The sequence below is a fragment of the Frigoribacterium sp. PvP032 genome (assembly GCF_017833035.1).
Taxonomy (GTDB): domain Bacteria; phylum Actinomycetota; class Actinomycetes; order Actinomycetales; family Microbacteriaceae; genus Frigoribacterium.
The window spans coordinates 1,238,299-1,260,966 of record NZ_JAFIBM010000001.1 but is presented as its reverse complement, the minus strand read 5'-3'; the positions used below and the strand labels follow the sequence as shown (position 1 = coordinate 1,260,966).

Here is a 22,668-nt window from a genome sequence, read left to right as displayed (position 1 = left end):
GCGCTCAGCGCCGCCGCGCTCAGCGCCGCCGCAGCGTCCCGAAGATCCCCTTCACGACCTCGCGCACGATCGTCTTGCCGGCGCTCGAGCCGAGCACGTCCCCGAGCACGCCCCCAGCGCCGCCCGAGCCACCGCGTCCCGACGACGAGCGCGAGGAGGAGCGGGTCGCGCCGCCCGCCCGTCGCGCCCTCGTCGACGCCGCCGCCCGCTCGGCCTTCTCGAACTCGCGCTGCTGACGCTCGTACTCGGCCTGGGCGGCCTTCCGCTCCTTCTCGGCCGCCTTGACTGCCGCCGCGTCCTGCTTCTCCCTGGCCGCCGCCTCCTTCGCCTGCAGCACGAGGGCCTCGTCCCGCGCTGTCGCGTCGTCGAGCTCGCGCCGACGAAGGGCCGCCGCCTCGAGCTTGCGCGCCAGCATCTCGCGGGCGGAGTCGCGGTCGACGGGCGTGCCGTAGACCGGCCAGAGCGGCGACGCCGCGACCCTGGCCGCCATCTCGTCGGCGGGCAGCGGCGACATCGAGCCCTGCGGCGCCCGCACCCTGGTCCAGGCGACCGGGCTGGGCGCGCCCTTCTCGTTCATGACGGTGACGACCGCCTCCCCCGTGCCCAGGGTGGTCAGCACGGCGCCGAGGTCGTAGTCGCTGGTGGGGTAGGTCGAGACGGTGGCCCGCAGCGCCTTGGCGTCGTCGGGCGTGAAGGCGCGCAGCTGGTGCTGGATCCGCGAGCCGAGCTGCGCGAGGACGTCGCTCGGCACGTCCTTAGGGGTCTGCGTGACGAAGACGATGCCGACGCCCTTCGACCGGATCAGCCGGACGGTGCGCGTGACCTGGTCGAGGAACGCGTCCGAGGCGTCCGCGAAGAGCAGGTGGGCCTCGTCGAAGAAGAAGACCAGCTTGGGCTGGTCGAGGTCGCCCACCTCTGGCAGGTCGTTGTAAAGGTCGGCGAGCAGCCACATCAAGAACGTCGAGAACAGCGCCGGCTGGTCGTGGACGCCGGGCAGCTCGAGCAGGCTGACGACGCCACGACCGTCGGCGGCCGTGCGGAGGAACACTGCCGTGTCGATCTCGGGCTCGCCGAAGAAGCGGTCGGCACCCTGGTCGGCGAAGGTGATCAGCTCGCGCAGCACCACGCCGACGGTGGCCTTGCTGAGGCCGCCGAGCTCGGCCAGCTCGGCCTTGCCGTCGTCGCTCGTCAGGTACGTGAGCACGCTGCGGAGGTCGGCCAGGTCGAGCAGCGGCAGCCCCGCCTGCTCGGCGTAGTGGAAGACGAGCCCGAGGCTCGACTCCTGCGTGTCGTTGAGGCCGAGCACCTTGCTCAGGAGGATCGGCCCGAAGCCGCTGACCGTCGCCCTGACGGGGATGCCAGGGCCGCCGTCGCCCAGCGCGTAGAACTCGGCGGGCGCGGCGAGCGGCGTCCAGTCCTGTCCGATGCCGCGGGTGCGGGCGAGCAGCTTCTCGCTCGACTCGCCAGGGGCCGCGAGGCCGGAGAGGTTGCCCTTCACGTCCGCCGCGAAGACCGGCACGCCCGCCGCGGAGAGCTGCTCGGCGAGCACCTGCAGCGTCTTCGTCTTGCCCGTGCCCGTCGCGCCCGCGATCAGGCCGTGCCGGTTCAGCATGCCGAGCGGGATCCGCACCGGGACGTCGGCGAGCGCGTCGCCGTTGACGAGCGAGCCGATCTCGAGGGCGGGGCCCTCGGTGGCGTAGCCGGCCCGCACCGCGTCGACGGCGGCGGGCGAGAGCGGACCCGAGGAGGCGGCGGCCGCGTCGACGGGACCGGCCGCGTCGGCGACCGGCGCGGCCTGCGGGGCCGCAGCCGACGCCTCCTTCGCTGCGGCCTCTGCCTCTGCCTCTGCCGCGGCCGCGAGCTGCTCGGCACGCGCGAGCGCCGCCTCCGCGTCGCGCTTCGCCTGCTCGGCGACGGCGACCGCCGCGGCGGCCTCCGCCCTGGCCTGGTCGAGGGGGTCGGTCATGGGGTCAGCCTAGGCACCCGCACCGTCACGCGTCTGCCACGCCCAGCCACGACCCCTCACACGCTCCTGTTCGTCGAGGAGCCGGTGCGCGACCGGGGCCCAGAGGACGACCGCGACGCCGGCGCCGATCAGCAGCCCGCCGATCGTGTCGGTCAGCCAGTGCGCCCCGAGGTAGGTGCGGCTGAGCAGCATCAGCACGGTCCAGACGACACCGGCGGCCCACACCCACACGCGACGCAGGACGACGCCGAGCACGACGGCGAGCGTGGCGGCGTTCGCCGTGTGGCCGGACGGGAACGAGCCGTAGTCGCTCACCACGAGGATCTCGGTCGGCCGCGCCCGCCCGAAGGTGTGCTTGATCACCTGGACGACGCCGGCGCTCAGGGCACACGCGCAGATCCAGTAGAGAGCCGCCCACGGGCGCCGCCGGAGCAGGAAGACCACGGCGACGCCGATCGGTACGACGAAGACGCCGATCAGCCCCGCGCCGACCGTGTCGAAGACGAGGGCAGGGGCGATCCAGAAGTCGCTGCGGTGCTCGACGAGCTCGTTCATGAAGCGCTCGTCGATGCCGAGACGCCCCGCCCTCGCCGTCACGACCACGCCGATCAGCAGCACGACCCCGATCGCGCCGAGCGCGCTGAAGACCCACCACCGGCGCTGCACTCGCCGGGCGACGGTCGCCTCCCGCGGGGTGGCCGGCTTCGGTGCGAGGGGCGAGGTGTCCATCCGCCGACAGTACCGAGGGAGGTGCGGCGCGGCCCGCCCGGGTCGGGAGGCGCCTCCTCTGGTCTGGTCCGCGCCTCCTCGGGGCGGGCTGGTCGTACGGCTAGTGCGCGAGTGCGGGGACGCTGCGCGGCCGCACCAGCAGCCACAGGCTGAGGATGGCGACCGCCGAGGTGACCATCATCACGCTGCCCATCGGGACGGCGGTGTCGATGCCGAGGAACCCGACGACCGGCGAGATGATGCCGGCGAGGCCGAAGTTGAGGGCCCCGAGCAGGGACGCCGCCGTGCCGGCCTCGGCGCCGTGGTTCGCGAGGCCCAGCACCTGCACCTGCGGGAACGTGAAGCCGCACCCCGCGATGAAGAACCAGAGCGGCACGAGGATGCCGAGCAGCCCGACGTGCAGCGAGTCGAGCAGCACGATCAGCCCGGCGCTGATGATCAGCACCGTCGTCGACCCGGCGAGGATGTACGCCGGGGGCACGCGACGCGCGAGCCGTGAGCTGACCTGGACGCCGACCACGATGCCGAGCGAGTTGATCGCGAACAGGTAGCCGTACTGCTGGGCGTCGAGGCCGTAGACGTCCTGGAAGAGGAACGACGAGGCCGACAGGTACGTGAAGAGGCCCGAGAAGACCATCGCGCCGATCAGGGCGACGCCGACGAAGACGCGATCGCTGAAGAGCGCCTTGTAGCGCTGGCGGAGGGTCGTGTGGCCGGCTCCGTGGCGGGCCGACTCCGGCAGGGTCTCGACGATCAGGAAGATCGCCGCCAGCAGGATGAGGACGCCGTAGGCGACGAGGAACCAGAAGATGCCCCGCCAGTCGGTGAAGCGGAGCAGCTGCGACCCGACCACCGGCGCGAGCACGGGCGCGAGGCCGGTGACGAGTGCGAGGCGGGACAGCATGCGGACGAGCGGGAGGCCGCCGAAGAGGTCGCGCACGGTGGCCATGGCCACGACGCCGCCGGCCGCCGCGCCCATGCCCTGCAGCACGCGGAAGACCGCGAGCCAGGTGATGTCGGGCGCTGCCGCGGCGCCGATGCTGGCACCGATGTGCACCGCCGTGGCCACGATCAGGGGCAGCCGGCGGCCGACCTTGTCGCTCCAGGGGCCGACGAGCAGCTGGCCGACGCCGAAGCCGATCGTCGTCGCCGTCAGGGTGAGCTGCACGAGGCCCGCCGTGACGCCGAGGTCGTCCTCGAGGGAAGGGAAGGCAGGCAGGTAGAGGTCGATCGTGAGCGGCCCGAGCGCGGTGAGCGCGCCCAGGACGATCACGTAGACGAGGCGCTGACGTCGGGTCAGGGCGTCACCGGGGTGGACGACGATGCTCACGGGAGGGTCCTCACGAGGGGAGGCCCCGCTGCGCTCGAATCGGTTCGATCCGTCGTCGTGCAGCCGGGGCGAGGTGGTGGGTGGGAGGGGCGACACGACTCCAGGACGACAGGCGTGGTCGACAGGTGCGGTCGTCGTCGATGGTAGCGCCCGGCCGGCCCGGCCGACAGGCCGGGTGCCCGCGCCGGACGTCTCCCTGGACGACACCGCGTCGCCGAGACCGACGCCTGTCGAGCACCACTAGGCTCGGCTCAGCCGGGGCCCCCGCCGCGGCTCCGGCACGACATCCAGGAGGCCTCCATGGTCGACGCCCGCATCGTCCAGACGACCAAGGCGCTGCACGGCGCCATCGTCGAGCTCGCGTCGAAGCAGCCCGTGTCGACCATCACGGTGGCCGACGTCACCCGGGCCGCCGGCATCAACCGGGCGACCTTCTACAGCCACGCGACGTCGCCGGGCGGCCTGCTGACCGACGTCATCACGCCGGAGCTCGACCAGATCCGGCTCGACGACCAGGCGGCCCGTGCCGCCTCGACCGAGGCCGACGGCGCCGAGATCACCCGGCGCGGCGTCGAGCGCGTGGTCGACCACGTCGTCCGGTACCGCGAGATGTACAGGCTCGCGCTGCCGGACGCGCTCGACGCGTCCATCCACAAGGCACTCGCCAGCCACTTCGAGACCTCCTCCCTGCAGCACATCGAGCGCCTGCCAGAGGGCTCGCTGCCCGAGGGGCTGTCGGTCCACATCGCCGCCGGCTGGTTCGCGCACGCGCTCGTCGGGGCCATCGAGGCGTGGCTCCGCGGCAAGCGCACCAGCCGCAAGGCGCTGCTCGACACCATGACGGCGATGATGCCGACCTGGTGGCAGTGAGCTCCGCCTCCTCTCGCCCCTAGGCCTCGCCCCTAGGCGCCGCTCCTAGGCCCCGCTCGGCTCGAGCGGGTCGAGCTCGACCAGCGCGGGCCCCAGCCGCAGCACGCCGTCGGTCAGCGGCTCGCAGCGCATCCCGCCGAGCCCCCTCATCGCCCGGAACGCGCCGGGCGCGAGCACCTGGTCCATCCATGCGCACGGGTTCGCCGGCCGGTTCACGCGGAACAGGACCGGGCCGTCGCCGCTGTCGATGCTGATCGTGCGTCCGCGCAGCGCGTCGACGTCGAGCCCGCGCGTGACGACGTTGCGACGGGCCGCGACGGCGTCGAGCGACCCGTCGAGGCCGAGGAGGCGCGCGACAGTCTCGAGGGACTCCGCCGCGAACAGCGTCACCGACGCGCCGCGGTGCGCGGGCTTCGCGAAGTAGCGGTCGCCCATTATCCCGAGTCCCGCGCGGAGCTCGACGCTCTCGTGCAGCTCGGACGCGGCCGGAGGCGGCTCGGGGCCGTCGGCGGGGCGACCGACGTAGCGGGAGCGGGGCGACGCGAGCAGCAGCTCGATCGTGACCGGGAGCGCGGTCGCGGCCGCCGCCTCCTGGTCGCCTGCCGTCACGGCACCACCGTACTGGTCGGGAACGGCGAGAGCCGACCGCCCCGGTGCAGGGCGATCGGCTCTCGTGGTGGTGCAGGTGGTGCGGGGTGGTGCTACTTCGTCAGCGGGCCCAGGGTGGGGTCGTTGGCGTACGCCTCAGCGGCGTTCTCCTTGGTGACGATCTGCGGGGGCAGGAGGTAGGCCGGGACGATCTTCGAGCCGTTGTCGTACGACTCGTCGTCGTTCGTCTCGGCCTTGTCGCCCTCGGACAGCGAGGTCACCATGTCGATGGCCTGCGCGACGAGCGCACGGGTGTCCTTGTTGATGGTGGAGTACTGCACGCCCTCCATGATCGACTTGACCGACTCGACCTCGGAGTCCTGACCGGTGACGACCGGGACGTCCTTGCCTGCACCCTGCACCGACGTGATGATGGCGCGGGCCAGCGTGTCGTTGGGGCTCAGGACGCCGTCCAGCTCGGCGGTGCCGTAGGTGCTGGTCAGCAGCGAGTCCATGCGGCGCTGGGCGTTCTCGGCCTTCCAGCCGTCGGTCGCGGTCTGCTTGATGTCGGTCTGGCCCGAGGCGACGACGACGGTGCCGTCGTCGATCGCGGGCTGGAGGACGCTCATCGCGCCGTCGAAGAAGACAGCCGAGTTGGCGTCGTCGGACGAGCCGGAGAAGAGCTCGATGTTGTACGGGCCCTCCGCCTTCTTGGCCTTCATGCCGTCGAGCAGGGCCTGGCCCTGGAGCTCGCCGACGTTGAAGTTGTCATAGGCCACGTAGTAGTCGACGTCCTCGGTGTTGAGGATGAGACGGTCGTAGGCGATGACGACGGCGCCCGCGTCGTGGGCCGCCTTCACCTGGGTGCCGAGCTGGGCACCGTCGGCCGCGCCGATGATGATCACCTTCGCGCCCTTGGTGACCATGGACTGGATCTGCTCCTGCTGGTTCGCGACGGTCCCGGAGGCGGCCGCGTACTGCACGTCGGGCTCGAAGCCCGCCTCGGTGATGCCCTCCGTGAACAGGTCGCCCGCGAGGACCCAGTTCTCCGAGGTCTTGGCGGGCAGCGCCACGCCGATGGTCGAGCCCTGCTCGAAGCCGGAGGCCGCGTCGCCCGAGCCGGCGTCGGTGCGAGCCGAGTTCGAGCAGCCGCTCAGGATCAGCGTCGTTGCTGCGGCGACCGCCATGGTCGCCAGCGCGATTTTGCGCATGCTGTGTCTACTTTCTTGTAGGGGGGTTGCAGGTGTGGGAGCTGGTGCTCCCGGGGAATGCGTGCCCGGCCGTCGGTGGACGGGCCCGCGAGGGTGCTGGTCTAGTTGGGCGTCGTCGACGACGGGCGCTGCGCGTCGGTCAGGTCGCCGTTCGGGTGCACGGCGCCGGCAGGGGCGTCGGTCGTGGTGCCGACGCCGGACTGGCGACCGGCGGTCGTGGTCTCGACCGAGGCGGCGGGGGCGGCGATGCCGTCCTTGTCGCGGCGGAGTCCGCGAGTCAGGAACCCGGTGATCGACGGACGGCCCTGGCTCTTGTTGTAGACGTCGACGGCGACGGCGATCAGCAGGACGAGGCCCTTGATCATCTGCACCTTGTCGGAGCCGACGCCCATGAGCTGGAGGCCGTTGTTGAGGACCGCGATGACGAAGCCACCGACGATGGAGCCGGTGACGGTGCCGATGCCGCCGGCGACGGCTGCACCGCCGATGAAGACGGACGCGATCGCGTCGAGCTCCCAGTTGAGGCCGTCCTGGGGCCCGGAGGCACCGGCGCGGGCGACGTAGATCATGCCGGCCAGGGCGGCGAGCACGGACATGTTCATCATCACGAAGAAGTTGATGCGCTTCGCGTTGACGCCCGACAGCTCGGCAGCGTGCGAGTTGCCGCCGACCGCGTAGATGTGCCGGCCGAAGATCGTGTTCTGCGTGACGAAGCCGTAGACCAGCACGAGCACGCCGAGGATGATGCCCGACACGGGGAACGAGGTGCCGACCCGGCCGCCGCCGAACAGCGTGGCCGCGTAGAGGATGATCGCGACGAGCACGGCGATCTTGACGAAGCTGACCCAGAGCGGAGCCATCTCGGAGCCCATGGTGCGCTGCACCCGACGGAGGCGGAACTCACGCCAGACGACGACCGCGGCGAGCAGGAGGCCGAGCAGCAGGGTCGCGTTGTTGTAGCCGGTGTTCGGCCCGAACTCCGGCAGGTAGCCGGCGCCGATGACCGTGTAGGCCTCGGGGACGGGCAGCGTCGTCGCGTTGCCGACGAACTGGTTGGCGCCGCGGAACAGCAGCATGCCGGCCAGGGTCACGATGAACGCGGGGACGCCGACGTAGGCGACCCAGAAGCCCTGCCAGGCCCCGATCGCCGCGCCGACGACGAGGCCGAAGACGATCGCGACGGGCCACGGGAAGTTCCAGGTCGTCATCGAGGTGGCCACCATGATGCCGACGAAGGCGGCGACGGAGCCGACCGACAGGTCGATGTGCCCGGCGACGATGACCATGACCATGCCGATCGCGAGGATCAGGATGTACGAGTACTGGCTGACCAGGGCGATCAGGTTCGTCGGCTCGAGCGTGAGCCCGCCGGTGAGGAACTGGAAGATGACGATGGCCACGACGAGGGTCGCGATCATGCCGAACTGCCGGGCGTTCGACGTGTTGCCGCCGAAGACCTTCTTCAGGTCCTTGATTCCGCTCATGCGGCCTGCTCCTTCTTCTTCGACGTCATGGTGCGCATGAGCGTCTCGGCGTCGGCGTCCGCCGCGTCGATCTCGTTGGTGACGGTGCCCTCGAAGATCGTGTAGATCCGGTCGGAGAGCCCCAGCAGCTCGGGGAGCTCGGACGAGATCACGATCACGCCTTTCCCCTGGGCTGCGAGCTGGTTGATGATGTTGTAGATCTCGAACTTCGCGCCCACGTCGATGCCGCGGGTCGGCTCGTCGAGGATGAGCAGGTCGGGGTCGGTGAACATCCACTTCGCCAGCACGACCTTCTGCTGGTTGCCGCCGGAGAGCTTGGCGACGCCCTCGTCGACGGTGGGCGTCTTGACCCGGAGGCTCTTGCGGTACTCCTCGGCGATCGAGTGCTCTTCGTACGTGTTGACGACGGAGGCGCGGGAGATCTTCGAGAGCTTGGCCGCGACGGTCGAGCGCTTGATGTCGTCGAGGAGGTTCAGGCCGAGGACCTTCCTGTCCTCGGAGACGTAGGCGAGGCCGTTGTCGATCGCGTCACGGACGTTCTTGATCTCGATCCGCTGGCCGTCCTTGACGATCTCGCCCGAGACGAACTGCCCGTACGAGCGACCGAAGATGCTCATGGCGAGCTCGGTGCGGCCGGCGCCCATGAGGCCCGCGAGGCCGACGATCTCGCCCTTGCGGACGGTGATCGACGAGCCCTTGCAGACGAAGCGCTCGGCGGTCTGCGGGTGGCGGACCCACCAGTCCTTGACCTCGAAGAAGACCTCGCCGATCGACGGGGTCCGGTCGGGGAACCGGCTGGCCAGGTTGCGACCGACCATGCCGCGGATGATGCGATCCTCGTTGACGCCGTCGGCCTGGACGTCGAGCGTCTCGATCGTCCTGCCGTCGCGGATGATGGTGATCGAGTCGGCGATCGCCTCGATCTCGTTGAGCTTGTGGCTGATCATGATCGACGAGATGCCGCGGCCCTTGAGGCCCCGGATGAGGTCGAGCAGGTGCTGCGAGTCGGCCTCGTTCAGAGCCGCGGTGGGCTCGTCGAGGATGAGCAGCTTCACGTTCTTGTTGAGCGCCTTGGCGATCTCGACGAGCTGCTGCTTGCCGACGCCGAGGTTCTTGATGGCCGTGTCGGGGTCGTCCTTGAGCCCGACCCGCGCGAGCAGGTCGACGGCGCGGGTCTTGGCCGACTGCCAGTCGATGGCGCCGAAGCGCGTGGGCTCGTTGCCGAGGAAGATGTTCTCGGTGATCGACAGCTCGGGGATGAGCGCGAGTTCCTGGTGGATGATGACGATCCCGGCGGACTCGCTCGACTTGATGTCGCGGAACTTCTGGACCTCGCCCTGGTAGACGATGTCGCCGGCGTAGGTGCCGAAGGGGTAGACCCCCGAGAGCACCTTCATGAGCGTCGATTTGCCGGCGCCGTTCTCGCCGCAGATGGCGTGCACCTCGCCCGCGCGCACCTGCATGGACACGTCGTCGAGCGCCTTGACGCCGGGGAACTCCTTGGTGATGGAGCGCATCTCGAGGATGACGGGTGAGTCAACGCCCACGGGCGGCACCCCCGCGGTTCCCGCTCATCGTGATCTGTGCTGCGCGCACGCTGACCTCCATGTATCGACTTCGTCGTCGTCACCGTCGGCCAGGGCCGGCGGGAACCATCGTCTTCTGTAGTCGCCCCGGCCCCGGCCCCTCGAGGGGCTCCTGGGACGCGGGATGTGACCGTTCACACCGCGACTGGAGCAAAGCTAATCCCGGCGGGGGTCCCTGTCAAATGCCCCGATCCGCCGCGTGTCGGCTAGAGGAACCAGGGACGATCGGTCGAGCCCCGGACGACGAGCTCCGGCGCGATCAGGGTGCGCCCCTCGACCGCCTTGCCGTCCAGCTCGGCGACGACGAGCTCGACGGCACGGCGGCCGATCAGCTCGAAGTCCTGGCGCACGGTCGTCAGCGGCGGCCAGAGGTGCGGCGCGGTCGGCGAGTCGTCGAACCCGACCACGCTGACCTCGCGGGGCACGTCGACGCCGGCCTCGCGGAACGCGTGCAGCAGGCCGACCGCCATGAGGTCGTTCGCCGAGAAGACGGCGGTGAAGTCACGGCGCCGCAGCAGCTCGCGGCCGGCGAGGTAGCCGAAGTCGGCCGTCAGGTCGCCGAGGATCGGCGGCTCCACCGACAGGTCGGCCTCGCCCATCTCGAAGAGGAACCCCTGCATCCGCTCGTCGGCCTCGATCCAGTCCTGCGGGCCGGCGACGTGGACGATGTGCTTGTGGCCGAGGTCGATCAGGTGCCGCGTCGCCAGGCGAGCCCCGGCGTGCTGGTCGACTGCCAGGCTGTGCGCGTTCGTTCGCGGCGACGAGTCGAGCGCGACGATCGGCACCCGCAGCTCGAGCTCGTCGAGCACGGCGAAGAACTTGCGCTGGGGGGCGATGACGATGATCGCCTCCACCGCCTGGTTGCTCAGCAGGTCGATGCTCGCCCGCACGTCGTCCTCGGCGCGTGAGGTGCTGGCGATGCTGAGCCGGTAACCGGCGGCCCTCGCCTCCACCTCGATCGCGTTCACCATGGTCTGCGGGCCGAAGTGGACGTTCTGCAGGGTGAGGACGCCGATCGCCTTCGACCGGCTCGTCGACAGAGCCCGCGCCGCCTGGTTGGGTCGGTAGCCGATCTGGTCGATGACGTCGAGCACGCGCTGCCTCGTCGCGGGGCGGATGCTGGGGCTGTCGTTGAGCACCCGCGACACCGTCTGGTACGAGACGCCGGCGAGGGCCGCGACGTCGCGGATGTTCGGAGCGCGCACCTTCTCGACCTCGTGCTTCACGTCGCTCCATCGCTGATCGGCGATGTGACCGTACACATCGCGCGCTGCAGACCATTATGCAGACTCCGACGGCCGTCACCCGACCGGGGGCCGAGGAGGTGCGCTCAGCGACCGCGCGGAGCGCCGCGACCGCTGACCAGCAGTGCCGTGAGGGCGACGACCGCCGCCACCGCGAAGCAGGCGACGAAGGCCCGCGGCTCGTCGGCGCCGCCGAGCTGGAGGAAGGCGGCACCGGTCACGGCGAGGGCGATCGCCGAGCCCGACGAGTCGGCGATCGTCAGGGCCGAGCTGTTGAAGCCCTTCTCGTCGTCACGCGACCAGCGCAGCACGAGCACCGAGAAACGCGGGTACATGAACCCCATGCCGGCCCCGGCGAGCGCCCAGCCGGTGATGACGACGGCCGGGTGGAGGTGCCCCAGCGCCGATGCTCCTGCCGCGACGACGCCGACGAGCACCAGCACGATGCCGACACGGATGCCGGTGCGCTGGGCGACCCGGTCGCCGAGGCGGCCCTGCGCCCAGCTCGCCGCGGCCCAGGCCACTGCGCCGAGAGTCAGGGTGATCCCGGAGGCGGCGGGCGCGAAGCCGTACTGCGCCGAGAGCATGTAGGGCAGGTACACGTCGCTGCCGAGGAAGGCGGCGCCCACCAGGCCGCGGAGCAGGACCAGGGCGGGAACGCCGGCGGCCGCGACGAGGGCGCCTCGGGGCAGCAGGGGTCGGAGTGCCACGACGAGCACCACCACGGCTGCCACGAGGACGGCCGCGGCGGCCGCGAGCGGCAGCTCGGACAGCAGGTTCAGGGCCATCACGGCGAGAGCCGCGGCCACCGACCACGCGATGCGCCCGATGCTCCACGGCACGCGAGCGCCGTCGACGCCCGGCAGCGTGGGAGGGATCCGCCGCAGGCTCGGCAGGATCATCGCGAAGGCGGGCACCGCGATCACGAGGGCGCCGAGGAACACCCAGTGCCAGCTGGCCAGCTCGGCGACGGTGCCGGCCACCACGGGACCGACGAGGCCCGGCACGACCCAGGCCGCCGCGAAGCCGGCGAAGATCGACGGGTGCAGCACCGGCGGGTACAGCTTCGAGACCATCACGTACAGGCCGACGATGACGGCGCCGCTGCCGAGCCCCTGCACGAGGCGCCCGAGCAGCAGCACGACCATGTCGGGAGCGGTGCCGACGATGCCGAGGCCGATCGCGAAGAGCACCATGGAGGCGGTCACCACCACCCGGGGCCCCCTGCGGTCGGCCCAGTTGCCGGCCAGCACCATCCCCACGACGCCTGAGGCGAGCGGAGCGGCGAAGGCGACCGAGTACAGCGCCTCGCCGTCGAGCTCACGGGCGATGATCGGCATCACCGTGGTGATCGCCAGCGACTCGAACGCCGCGATGCCGATCAGCGCCACCATGCCGAGCGTGGCGAGGCGGTACGCCGGCGAGAGCACGCCGCCCGAGGGCAGGGTGCTCTCGCGGGCGGTCGTCATGCTCTCACCCTAGGTGCCGCCTCCGACGCCCGAGGGCTGCCGCGGGGACGGGACCGGGCAGCTCAGGCCTGCGCGCGGTCGAGCGCCTGCCGCACGTCGGCGAGGAGGTCGGCGACGTCCTCGATGCCGACCGACAGCCGGACGACGGTGTCGGGCACCTCGAGCTCGGTGCCGCGCACCGACGCGTGGGTCATCTCGGTCGGGTAGCCGATCAGCGACTCGACGCCGCCGAGCGACTCCGCCAGCTGGAACAGCTCGGTCGACTCGGCGAAGCGGCGGGCGGCCGCCGCCCCGGCGGTGAGCGACACGGAGAGCATGCCGCCGAAGGCGCTCATCTGGCGGGCGGCCAGCTCGTACCCCGGGTGCGACTCGAGGCCAGGGTAGAAGACCCGCTCGATCGCGGGGTGCGCCTCGAGCTCGCGCGCGATCGCGAGGGCGTTCGACGAGTGCCGCTCGACGCGCACGGCGAGCGTCTTGATGCCCCGCACGGTGAGCCAGGCCTCCATCGGGGCCGAGACCGCGCCCGCCCCGAACTGGACGAAGCCGATCTTCTCGGCGAGCTCGTCGTCGCGCACGACGACGGCGCCGCCCACGACGTCCGAGTGCCCGCCGATGTACTTCGTCGTCGAGTGCACGACGACGTCGGCGCCGAGGCTCAGCGGCTGCTGCAGCGCCGGCGAGGCGAAGGTGTTGTCGACGACGACGAGCGCGCCTGCGGCGTGCCCGATCTCGGCGAGCGCCGTCACGTCGCTGACCTTCATCAACGGGTTGCTCGGGGTCTCGACCCAGAGCACGTCGGTCTCGCCCGGCCGCACCGCGGCCCGGACGGCGTCGAGGTCGGTCATCTCGACGGTCTCGAGGGTGACGCCCCACGGCGTCCAGACCCGGTTCACCAGGCGGTGCGTGCCGCCGTAGACGTCGTTGCCCATGACGACCCGCGAGCCGGGACGGAGGACCGAGCGCAGCAGCGCGTCCTCGGCGGCGAGGCCCGACGCGAAGCTGAAGGCCGCGGTGCCGCCCTCGAGCGACGCCAATAGCTCCTGCAGCGAGTCGCGGGTCGGGTTCGCCGAGCGGGCGTACTCGTAGCCGTCGCGGAAGCCGCCGATGCCGTCCTGCACGAAGGTGGACGACTGGTAGATCGGCGGCACGACCGCGCCCGTGCGCGGGTCGGGCTCCTGGCCGGCGTGGATGGCCCTGGTCGAGAAGCCGTGGTCGGAGGTGCTCATGGGGTGTCCTTCGGTGCTGGGGAGATCTGACGCGGAGAGGCTGACGGGAAGCGGCCGCGCCGGGGCGCAGCGGTGGCCGGCCGTCAGGAGGAGAGGAAGGCCAGGACGTCGTGCCGCGTGACGACCCCGGCGGGCTTGCCGTCGTCGGTGACGAGCAGCGCGTCCGTCGTCTCGAGCGCGGCGCGGGCGCTCTCGACCGACTCGTTGATGCCGATGAGGGGCAAGGGGGCGCCGACCACGGTCGACAGCGCGTCGCCCATGCTCGCTCCCCCGGCGAAGACCGCCTCGAGCAGCGTCTTCTCCTCGACCGCGCCGACGACCTCGCCGATCACGACGGGGGGCTCGGCCGAGAGCACGGGCATCTGCGAGACGCCGTAGGTGGTCATGATGCCGATCACGTCGTGCAGGGTGTCCGACGGGTGCGCGTGCACGAGGGCCGGCAGCGAGCCGGTCTTCGAGGCGAGCAGGTCGCGCACCGTGCGCCCGTCGACGCTGTCGGCGAAGCCGTACGAGCGCATCCAGGCGTCGTTGAAGATCTTGCCGAGGTAGCCGCGGCCGCCGTCGGGCAGCAGCACGACGACGACGTCGTCAGGGCCGAGCTCTCGGGCCACGTCGAGCGCGGCTGCCACGGCCAGCCCGGACGAGCCGCCCACGAGCAGCCCCTCCTCGCGGGCGAGACGGCGGGTCAGCTCGAACGACCGCGCGTCGGAGGCGGCGATGATGCGGTCGACGACGCTCGGGTCGTACGCGGACGGCCAGAAGTCCTCGCCCACGCCCTCGACGAGGTACGGGCGCCCGGTGCCGCCGCTGTAGACGCTGCCCTCGGGGTCGGCGCCGATGATCTGCACCGCCCCTCCTGACACCTCCTTCAGGTAGCGACCGGTGCCGCTGATGGTGCCGCCGGTGCCGACGCCGGCCACGAAGTGCGTGACGCGCCCCTCGGTGTCGCGCCAGATCTCGGGCCCGGTCGTCTCGTAGTGGCTCTGCGGGCCGGCGGGGTTGGCGTACTGGTTCGGTTTGAATGCCCCGGGGATCTCGGAGACGAGCCGGTCGCTCACGCTGTAGTACGACTCGGGGCTCGACGGCTCGACCGCGGTCGGGGTGACGACGATCTCGGCGCCGTAGGCCTTCAGCACGTTCCGCTTGTCGTCGCCGACCTTGTCGGGCAGCACGAAGACGCAACGGTAGCCGCGCTGCTGGGCGACGAGCGCGAGGCCGACGCCGGTGTTGCCGCTCGTGGGCTCGACGATGGTGCCGCCGGGGAGCAGCAGGCCGTCGCGCTCGGCAGCGTCGATGATCCGGGTCGCGATCCTGTCTTTCGACGAGCCGCCGGGGTTGAGGTACTCGACCTTGACGAGCACCGTGGCCGTGATGCCCTCGGTGACCTTGTTCAGCTTCACCAGGGGGGTGTCGCCCACCAGGTCGAGGACGGTCTCGGCGTACTTCACGTGTGGCTCCTTCAGGGACGTCGCTCCGCGGTCGGCACTTCTCCCCCGCAGCTGCTCCCCGACTCTACCGGCGGCCCCCGGCGGATGACGGGGCGAGTCGACCCGGCTGTGACGGTCTTCCCAGACAGGTGTGGGACAAATCGGTGACGCATCCCCGAGACCAGAGGACCCCACTGTGGCCAGCAGCGACAAGAACACCCCCGGCGCGAAGCCCGACCCGAGCTCGATGACCGTCAAGCAGCAGCGGGACGCGCGCCGGCAGGAGAAGGTCGCCGCGCTGAAGCGCGAGCAGGCCAGGTCGAAGCGCAACAGGACCATCGGCATCGTGACCGCCTCCGTCGCGGGCGCCGCGGCCGTGGCCCTGATCGTCACCGTCGTCGTGACCAGCGGCACGCCCAGGGCAGACCGCAGCGAGATCGACGTCGCCGGCGTCCAGACCTGGGACGACCTGACGGCGAACCACGTCTCGGGCACCGTCGACTACGAGATGACTCCCCCGGCCGGCGGCGACCACGCCGCCGTGTGGATGAACTGCGGCGTCTACACCGAGCAGGTGCCGAACGAGAACGCGGTGCACGACCTCGAGCACGGCGCGATCTGGTTCACCTACGACCCGGCCCAGGTCACCGACGAGCAGATCGAGCAGATCACCGACCTCGCGCCCTCCACCTACTCGGTCGTCTCGCCGTACGAGGGCATGGAGACGCCGATGGCCGTCAGCGCCTGGGGCGCGCAGCTCGGCTTCGACGACCCGGAGGCCGACGCCGTCTCCGACTTCGTGACCAAGTACTGGAAGTCGGCCGACGCCCCGGAGCCCGGCGCCCCCTGCACCGGCGGGGTCGACGGCCCCGGAAAGGTGTCGTGACCGACGACCGCCGCGACGCGGACGGCCTCCGCCAGGCCGACGACCTCCGCCAGGCCGACCACCTCGACCACCTCGACCACCTCGACGACGTGACGACCGAGGCGGGCGCTGCCGGCGCCTCCTCTGGGCGTCGCCTGCGCCTCGTGATCGCGGCCGCGGTCGCGCTGCTGCTCGTGCTCGGCACGGGCGTGGCCGTGGGGCGCCTCACCTCGTCGGCGCCGGTCGTGCCCGGCACGAACAGCGTCGAGGCCGGGTTCGCCCGCGACATGCAGGTGCACCACGAGCAGGCCGTCGAGATGTCGTTCGCGATCCGCGACCGCTCGACCTCGGACGACGTCCGCACCATCGCGTACGACATCGCCGCGACCCAGTCGCAGCAGGCCGGCCAGATGTACGCCTGGCTCGAGGTCTGGGGCGTGCCGCAGGCGCCGTCGCAGCCGGTGATGACCTGGATGACGCAGCCGACCCTCGACGGGCAGCTCGCGGGCCACGACCACGGCGGCGAGGGCGTCTCCGGCTCCCCCGCGCCGAGCCACGTCCCCGGCGAGCCGATGCCCGGCCTGGCCACGCCGGAGCAGATGGCCGAGCTGCGGGCCGCCGACGGCGTCGACGCCGAGCGGCTGTTCCTGACCCTGATGATCGATCACCACCTGGGCGGCATCGAGATGGCCGAGGCCGTCCTGGCCCGCAGCGACGACCCCCAGGTCGACGCCTTCGCGAGCGGCATGATCATGACGCAGCAGAGCGACGTCGACGCGATGCGGGCGATGCTCGCCCTGCGGTCCTAGCCCGGCAGCTGCCCCCTGGCCCCCACCGCAGCGTCTCCCGACGCCTCGACGACCGCGCGCGCCGCGGCCCGGCGACGGTCGACGACCTCGCCCAGCTCGCGTGCCAGGCGCGGACGCGCCCGCACGAGCGCGTCCAGCGTGTCGCCGGGGACGACGAGCACCGCGACCTCCGACACGGCGACCGCCCGGGTGCTGGTCGGCTCGCGCGTGAGGACCGTCTGCCCGACGAAGTCGCCCTGCTCGACCCGGGAGACGGGCAGCAGCACCCCGCCGGGCTGCGGGACGCCGAGGGCCACGGCACCGCTCAGCACGAAGCGCAGCGCCTCGGGGACGACGCCGACCGGCAGGACGACCTCGCCGGCGGCGTACCGCTCGAGTCGCACCGACGGCACGAGGACGGGCACCTCCTCGGTCGTCACCTGGAGGGTCGGGGCGACGGCCGCGACGGCCTGCTCGATCCGCTCGGGCGTCACGAACGCGTCGGTCGTGTCGCCGTCGAGCCCGAGGCCGGCGCGGCGCGAGGCGTACCAGAGCCAGCTGCGCAGCGTGGCGAGCGACGATCCCTCGTGCGCCGGTCCGCGCACCTCGTACGAGACCTCGTAGGCCGCGCCGCCGAGCGGGACGGCGACCGGAGTGGTGCCGGGCCACAGCTCGGGCAGGCCGGCCGCGACCCTCTGCAGCACGGCGACGACCTCGGCGGGCGGGTCGTCCGTGGTGAAGGCCACCGGGGCGGTGACCGTGTAGCTGCCGTCGCCGCGGCTGAGGTTCGTGAACGACGAGCCGGCCAGCGACGCGTTGGGCGTGATCTGGATCCCGTTGCCCGTGTCGATGTGCACGGCGCGCCAGTTGACCTGGACGACGCGGCCGCGCACGCCGCCGGCGTCGAGCCAGTCGCCGAGCCGGAACGGCTGCTCGAACAGCAGCAGCAGCCCGGAGACGACGCTGCCGATGGCGCCCTGCAGCGCCAGGCCGAGGACGATCGAGGTGACGCCGAGCGCCGTGAACAGCCCGGCGACGTCCGTGCCCCAGACCGTGCTGAAGAGGACGGCGAGCCCGATCGCGATCAGCACGATGCGGCCGATGTCGACGAAGATCGAGGGGAGGCGGTCGCGCCAGCTGCCCTTCTCGGCGTTCGTGAAGAGCGCGAGGTTGACGGCGTTCAGCACGGCGAGGATCACCAGGAACCCGAAGGCCGTCGTCGCGACCTTCGTCCAGGTGAAGTCCCTCGAGTCGACCGCGATCGTGACCTGGGCGACCAGGATCGACACGGCGGCGGTGGGCACGACGTAGGTGCGGAGCAGCCGCACGACACGTGCGCCGGGGTTGCCCCGCCGCTGCAGGGTGCTGGCGATCTCGGTCAGCACGATGAGCAGCGCCGGCAGCCCGACCACCACGGCGAGCACCGGCCAGAACCAGGGCTGCTGCCAGAGTGACGTCATCAGGCGACCGGCCGCTCGAGGCGGAAGACGCGCTGCTCGCCCGACTGGGTCGTGACCGTGCCGGAGTCGACCGCCGGCACCCCGTCGCCGATCTTCTGCACGACCCGTTCCGTGGCGTAGACGCCCGCCTGCGACGAGACGTCCTGCACCCGGTGGGCCAGAGTGACAGCGTCGCCCCACATGTCGTAGACCATGCTCGTCCGGCCGACGAGGCCGCTGGTCACCTGGCCGGTGTCGATGCCCGCGCGCAGCGCGACGCGGGACGAGTTGGTCGCGTTGAAGCGCTCGATGATCCCCTGCAGCTCGAGGGTGAAGTCGACCACCCGGCGGGCGTTGTCGATGCGCGGCACCGTGAGCCCGCAGCTGGCGAGGTAGCCCTGCTGACTGCTCCGCACCTTCTCGACGCCGAGCCTCTCCGCCGCCTCGTCGAACGACCGCCACAGGCCGTTGAGCAGGGCGAGTCGCTCACCCGAGCGCATCCCCCGGCTGAAGTCGTCGAACCCGGCGACGTCGGCGTACACGACGGCGACGTCGGTGTGGTCCTCGGCGATCGTCTCCTCGCCCTCCTTGTAGCGCTTGGCCATCGCCTCCGGCATGAGGGTCAGCAGCAGGCGGTCGTTCTCCCGTCGCTGCTCGTCGATCAGATCTTGCTTGACCCTGAGGCTGCGGCTCATGTCGTTGAAGGCGCCGCCCAGCTCGCTGAACTCGTCGTGCCCCTTCACGGGCACCTCGACGCCGATCTCGCCCCCGCTGACGCGGTTGACGGCGTGCTGGAGGCGCCGCACCGGCCGGACGAACACCTGCGCCAGCAGCAGCGAGAGCAGCGACACCACGACGATGATCGCCGCCGTCGAGAGCAGCAGGTTGCGGGTGAACACGTCCACGGGCGCGAACGCCTCTGACGTGTCGACCTTCGCGACGATCACCCAGTTGAGGCCGTCGACGTCGATCGGCGCGTAGGCCGCCAGCACCTCGTGGCCGAGGTAGTCGGTGTTGACCGTCGTGGCGGTACGGCCCTGGAGGGCCGCGTCCACGGCGGTGGTCGCCACCGGCTGCAGCAGCACCGAGCTGCCGCTCGCCACCTGGCGCTCGGCGACGTCGGTCGGGGTGCCGTGGTCGACGACGTCGGCGGCGAACGTGTCGGGGTGCTCGATCAGCTCGCGCGAGGTCGAGCGCATCGTCTCGTCGGGCCCGGCGAGGTAGGCCTCGCCGGTGCGGCCGAGGCCCTGGTCGGCCCAGCCCTGGTCGCCCGTCATGACCGAGTCGATGGTCTCGGTGGGCACCTGCACGGCGAGCACGCCGGTGACGTCCGCGCCCGTGCCCACGGGCGACGCGATCCACGCGGTGGGCACGCCGAGCGACGGGGCGTAAGGCTGGAAGTCGGTCGTGAACGACGAGTCGACCGTGTTCGACTCGAGCGCGGTGGCCCAGACGTCGGCGAGCGCCGTGCGCGAGTACGGCCCGTCCTCGACGTTCGTGCCGAGGTCGACGCCCGAGTACGCCGAGTAGACGACGTTGCCGTCGAGGTCGAGGAGCAGGACGTCCTCGTAGCCCAGCTGGTCGACCATCTCGCGGAAGTAGTCGTGGTGGTCGGCCCTGGCCTGCGACCACTCGCTGCCGTCGTCGGCTGTGTCGAGCGCGAGCGAGGCGTCGAAGTCGTCGTCGAAGGGCGCCGTGTAGATCGACTGCAGGTACGCCTGGGCCGACGATGTCGGCTCGATCAGCGACGGGTCGGTCGTCGAGCCGGTGGCCTCGTCGAGCCTCGGCACGAACGTGCCCTCGTAGTAGGCGGTGACCGCCTGCTGCCGGGCGGGGTCGACAGGCTGCTCGTCGAGCGCGGCGAAGCCGGCGTTGAAGTCGAGCGACGCCTGCACGGCGCTGTCGTTGCGGCTGTCGAGCACGACGGCCTGCTGCACCCCCGCGAGGGTTCGCTCGACGTCGCGGGCGCGCGACTCGCGGATGCTCGTGACCTGGTCGAACGCCGCCGCGCGGAGCGAGTCACGGCCGTTCACGTAGCCGACGCTGCCGATCACGATCGCCGCGAGGAAGCTGACCGCGAGCAGCATGACGAGCAAGGTCGACTGGATGTCGAGCGAGCCGCGCCCGAAGAGGGCCCGCAGCGGCGAGCGACGCCGCGTCGGTCTGCCCGTCGCCTCGTCCGGGCTGACGGTGCTGTTGCTGTGGGTGGAGCTCGACACGCCTGGCCTCTTCCCCCGAGGACGTCCGCCCAGCATCGCTCGACATGACGCAGCCTCATCTGATCCGTCCCCCAGATGTACCACCGATCGAGGGCACCGCGCCAGAGCTGTCACACACTGGTGACACGCCGCGTACCCCGGCGACGTTCAGCCGTCGTTCCGCGACACCCGTCGAGGAGGCGCCGGTCACGTCGTCGACGCCACCTGCTGCCCGTAGAGGTCGGCGTACACGCCGCCGAGGGCGACGAGCTCGTCGTGCGTGCCGCGCTCGACGATGCGCCCGCCGTCGACGACGAAGACGACGTCCGCGTGGCGGACCGTGGAGAGGCGGTGCGCGATGGCGATCGTCGTGCGCCCTCTCGTGGCCGTGTCCAGCGCCTCCTGCACGACCCGCTCGGACACGGTGTCGAGCGCGCTCGTCGCCTCGTCGAGCACCAGCACCGCCGGGTCCTTGAGCAGCACGCGGGCGATGGCGATGCGCTGCTTCTCGCCGCCGGAGAGGCGGTAGCCGCGTTCGCCCACCACGGTGTCGTAGCCGTCGGGGAACGACGCGATCGTCTCGTGGATGTTCGCCTGCCGGGCGGCGTCGACGAGCTGCTCGTCGGTCGCGTCCGGCCGCGCGTAGCGGAGGTTGTCGCCGATCGTCGCGTGGAACAGGTAGGTCTCCTGGCTGACGATGCCGATGTTCTCGACGAGCGACTCCTGCCGCAGGTCGCGGACGTCGGTGCCGGCGAAGCGCACGCTGCCGCCGGTCGCCTCGTAGAAGCGCGGGATGAGGTACGACACCGTCGTCTTGCCCGCGCCGCTCGGCCCGACGAAGGCCGCGAACTGGCCCGGCTCGATGTCGAACGAGACGCCGCGGAGGGTCCGCTGCCCCGGCTCGGCGTCGGGGTAGGCGAACTCGACGTCGTCGAACTCGACGCGGCCGAGCTGGGCCTCGTCGACCGTCGCGGAGGCCCCGCCGTCGGTGATGGCGGGCCGCAGGTCGAGGTACTCGAAGATGCGCGCGAAGAGGGCGCCCGATGTCTGCAGGTCGAGGGCCACCCGGAGGAGCCCCATCAGCGGGAAGGTCAGCCGCGCCTGCACCGTCGTGAACGCGACGATCGTGCCGGCGGTCACCGGCACGTCGCGGAGGATGAGCCAGGCGGCGACCAGGTAGATCAGCGCCGGGATGACCGACAGGAAGATCTGCACGACGGCGAAGAACCACTGGCCGCTCATCTGCTGCCGCACCTGCAGGCCGATCTGCGTGCGGTTCTCGGCCGAGTAGCGTTCGACCTCGCTGCGCTGCTGGTTGAAGCTCTTCGCGAGCAGGATGCCGCTGACGCTCAGCGCCTCCTGCGTGATCGCGGTCATGTCCGAGAGCGACTCCTGCGTCTTGGTCGCGATGCGCGCCCGCACCTGTCCGACCCGGCGCTGGGCCACGACGAGCAGCGGCAGCAGGATGACGGTGACGACGGTCATCTGCCAGCTGAGCACGAGCATCGAGATGAACGCCGCGATCACCGTGACAGTGTTGCCGAGCACGCTCGAGATCGTGTTGCTCAGCACGTTCGCGACGCCGCCGACGTCGTTCTGCAGCCGGGACTGGATGACGCCGGTCTTCGTCCGGGTGAAGAACGCGAGCTCCATCCGCTGGAGGTGCCCGAACAGCCGGATGCGGAGGGCGCCCATCACGCTGTTGCCGACCGTGGCCGTGAGGTACGTCTGCCAGACGCCGATGCCGGCCGACAGCACCCACAGCCCGATCATCAGGCCGACGAGCTCCATCAGCACCGGGACGTCGGGGCCGCCCGCGGGGAACAGCCCGCGGTCGAACGCCTGCTTGGTGAGCAGAGGAGGCGCGACGCTGATCGCCGCGCCGACGAGCACCAGCACGACGGTGACGACGAGTGCGCGTCGGTGCGGGGAGAAGAGCCCGCGGATGCGCCGGAAGAGGTCGGGGATCTTCGGCGCGGCGGCGTTGGCCGCCTTCTGGGCCGCGGCGTCGCCGCTCGAGACCCGGCCGCCACGACCGCCGCCGCCTCCTCCTGCTCGACCGCCGCCTCCTCTGCCTGCCCCGCCCGCGCTGCTCATGGAGCGAGGCTACGCCCGCGGCGCGTCCCCCCACTCCTGGGGCAATCTGGCCGTGGGACGCGCAGATGGGAACATCGCTCATTTATGCTGGGAGCTCAGGGTGCCTGACCACGCCCTGACGCCGCATTCCCCGACCCGACCGGGGAACTAC

Annotated in this window: 17 protein-coding genes; 3 read left to right on the top strand and 14 right to left on the bottom strand. The window is 71.4% G+C overall.

Features of this window, described 5'->3' with window-relative positions; genetic code table 11:
- Window positions 1–19: 19 nt before the first annotated feature.
- The 3 genes from JOE35_RS05835 to JOE35_RS05825 form a co-directional block, all read right to left on the bottom strand.
- Window positions 20–1,966: a helicase HerA-like domain-containing protein gene (locus tag JOE35_RS05835; protein ID WP_209560286.1), complete on the bottom strand. Its 1,947-nt coding sequence runs from the start codon at window positions 1,964–1,966 to the stop codon at window positions 20–22.
- A 9-nt stretch (window positions 1,967–1,975) separates the two neighbouring features.
- Window positions 1,976–2,695: a phosphatase PAP2 family protein gene (locus JOE35_RS05830; RefSeq protein WP_245186062.1), complete on the bottom strand. Its 720-nt coding sequence runs from the start codon at window positions 2,693–2,695 to the stop codon at window positions 1,976–1,978.
- A gap of 100 nt (window positions 2,696–2,795) precedes the next feature.
- Window positions 2,796–4,025, bottom strand: a complete 1,230-nt coding sequence (locus tag JOE35_RS05825; RefSeq protein WP_209560285.1) for a multidrug effflux MFS transporter — start codon at window positions 4,023–4,025, stop codon at window positions 2,796–2,798.
- Window positions 4,026–4,325: 300 nt separating this feature from the next.
- Here JOE35_RS05825 and JOE35_RS05820 point away from each other — a divergent pair, with 300 nt between their 5' ends.
- Window positions 4,326–4,895, top strand: a complete 570-nt coding sequence (locus JOE35_RS05820) for a TetR/AcrR family transcriptional regulator (RefSeq protein WP_209560284.1) — start codon at window positions 4,326–4,328, stop codon at window positions 4,893–4,895.
- 45 nt (window positions 4,896–4,940) lie between these two features.
- Here JOE35_RS05820 and JOE35_RS05815 read toward each other — a convergent pair whose 3' ends face one another.
- The 8 genes from JOE35_RS05815 to JOE35_RS05780 all read right to left on the bottom strand — a co-directional run bounded on the left by JOE35_RS05815 (window position 4,941) and on the right by JOE35_RS05780 (window position 15,151).
- Complete coding sequence (locus JOE35_RS05815; RefSeq protein ID WP_307802960.1) at window positions 4,941–5,504, bottom strand: MOSC domain-containing protein; 564 nt, start codon at window positions 5,502–5,504, stop codon at window positions 4,941–4,943.
- A gap of 92 nt (window positions 5,505–5,596) precedes the next feature.
- Window positions 5,597–6,694, bottom strand: a complete 1,098-nt coding sequence (locus JOE35_RS05810) for a sugar-binding protein (RefSeq protein ID WP_209560283.1) — start codon at window positions 6,692–6,694, stop codon at window positions 5,597–5,599.
- Between the two features lie 101 nt (window positions 6,695–6,795).
- Complete coding sequence (mmsB, locus tag JOE35_RS05805; RefSeq protein WP_209561905.1) at window positions 6,796–8,169, bottom strand: multiple monosaccharide ABC transporter permease; 1,374 nt, start codon at window positions 8,167–8,169, stop codon at window positions 6,796–6,798.
- Between the two features lie 5 nt (window positions 8,170–8,174).
- A complete protein-coding gene (gene mmsA, locus JOE35_RS05800) occupies window positions 8,175–9,695 on the bottom strand; it encodes a multiple monosaccharide ABC transporter ATP-binding protein (RefSeq protein WP_209561904.1) in 1,521 nt (506 codons plus the stop codon).
- A 275-nt stretch (window positions 9,696–9,970) separates the two neighbouring features.
- Complete coding sequence (locus JOE35_RS05795) at window positions 9,971–10,990, bottom strand: LacI family DNA-binding transcriptional regulator (RefSeq protein WP_209560282.1); 1,020 nt, start codon at window positions 10,988–10,990, stop codon at window positions 9,971–9,973.
- Window positions 10,991–11,094: 104 nt separating this feature from the next.
- Entirely contained in the window at window positions 11,095–12,477 is a 1,383-nt protein-coding gene (locus tag JOE35_RS05790) for an MFS transporter (protein WP_209560281.1), read from the bottom strand.
- A 62-nt stretch (window positions 12,478–12,539) separates the two neighbouring features.
- Window positions 12,540–13,703 carry a cystathionine gamma-synthase gene (locus JOE35_RS05785; protein ID WP_209560280.1) on the bottom strand — a complete coding sequence of 388 codons (1,164 nt, stop codon included), beginning with the start codon at window positions 13,701–13,703 and terminating at the stop codon, window positions 12,540–12,542.
- 83 nt (window positions 13,704–13,786) lie between these two features.
- Window positions 13,787–15,151 carry a cystathionine beta-synthase gene (locus JOE35_RS05780; RefSeq protein ID WP_209560279.1) on the bottom strand — a complete coding sequence of 455 codons (1,365 nt, stop codon included), beginning with the start codon at window positions 15,149–15,151 and terminating at the stop codon, window positions 13,787–13,789.
- Between the two features lie 175 nt (window positions 15,152–15,326).
- Here JOE35_RS05780 and JOE35_RS15830 point away from each other — a divergent pair, with 175 nt between their 5' ends.
- Both JOE35_RS15830 and JOE35_RS05770 read left to right on the top strand, forming a co-directional pair.
- Window positions 15,327–16,016, top strand: coding sequence for a DUF3105 domain-containing protein (locus JOE35_RS15830; RefSeq protein ID WP_209560278.1), 690 nt, complete (start codon window positions 15,327–15,329; stop codon window positions 16,014–16,016).
- The gene (locus JOE35_RS05770; RefSeq protein WP_307802959.1) at window positions 16,013–16,804 is read left to right on the top strand and encodes a DUF305 domain-containing protein; all 792 of its coding nucleotides are present in this window, start codon (window positions 16,013–16,015) and stop codon (window positions 16,802–16,804) included. The genes JOE35_RS15830 and JOE35_RS05770 overlap by 4 nt, the downstream gene beginning before the upstream one ends.
- Here JOE35_RS05770 and JOE35_RS05765 read toward each other — a convergent pair.
- From JOE35_RS05765 to JOE35_RS05755, 3 genes are all read right to left on the bottom strand, one after another.
- Window positions 16,801–18,243, bottom strand: a complete 1,443-nt coding sequence (locus tag JOE35_RS05765) for a mechanosensitive ion channel domain-containing protein (protein WP_209560277.1) — start codon at window positions 18,241–18,243, stop codon at window positions 16,801–16,803. The genes JOE35_RS05770 and JOE35_RS05765 overlap by 4 nt on opposite strands.
- Complete coding sequence (locus JOE35_RS16060; protein WP_209560276.1) at window positions 18,243–20,441, bottom strand: adenylate/guanylate cyclase domain-containing protein; 2,199 nt, start codon at window positions 20,439–20,441, stop codon at window positions 18,243–18,245. The genes JOE35_RS05765 and JOE35_RS16060 overlap by 1 nt, the downstream gene beginning before the upstream one ends.
- Before the next feature lie 186 nt (window positions 20,442–20,627).
- On the bottom strand, window positions 20,628–22,517 hold the full coding sequence (locus tag JOE35_RS05755; RefSeq protein WP_209560275.1) for an ABC transporter ATP-binding protein: 1,890 nt from the start codon (window positions 22,515–22,517) through the stop codon (window positions 20,628–20,630).
- Window positions 22,518–22,668 lie beyond the last annotated feature (151 nt).

Coding starts and splice junctions, on each gene's coding strand:
- JOE35_RS05835 (WP_209560286.1), bottom strand. CDS start 1,966: ATGACCGACCCCCTCGACCAGGCCAGGGCGGAGGCCGCCGCGGCGGTC.
- JOE35_RS05830 (WP_245186062.1), bottom strand. CDS start 2,695: ATGGACACCTCGCCCCTCGCACCGAAGCCGGCCACCCCGCGGGAGGCG.
- JOE35_RS05820 (WP_209560284.1), top strand. CDS start 4,326: ATGGTCGACGCCCGCATCGTCCAGACGACCAAGGCGCTGCACGGCGCC.
- JOE35_RS05810 (WP_209560283.1), bottom strand. CDS start 6,694: ATGCGCAAAATCGCGCTGGCGACCATGGCGGTCGCCGCAGCAACGACG.
- mmsA (WP_209561904.1), bottom strand. CDS start 9,695: ATGCGCTCCATCACCAAGGAGTTCCCCGGCGTCAAGGCGCTCGACGAC.
- JOE35_RS05790 (WP_209560281.1), bottom strand. CDS start 12,477: ATGACGACCGCCCGCGAGAGCACCCTGCCCTCGGGCGGCGTGCTCTCG.
- JOE35_RS05785 (WP_209560280.1), bottom strand. CDS start 13,703: ATGAGCACCTCCGACCACGGCTTCTCGACCAGGGCCATCCACGCCGGC.
- JOE35_RS05765 (WP_209560277.1), bottom strand. CDS start 18,243: ATGACGTCACTCTGGCAGCAGCCCTGGTTCTGGCCGGTGCTCGCCGTG.
- JOE35_RS05755 (WP_209560275.1), bottom strand. CDS start 22,517: ATGAGCAGCGCGGGCGGGGCAGGCAGAGGAGGCGGCGGTCGAGCAGGA.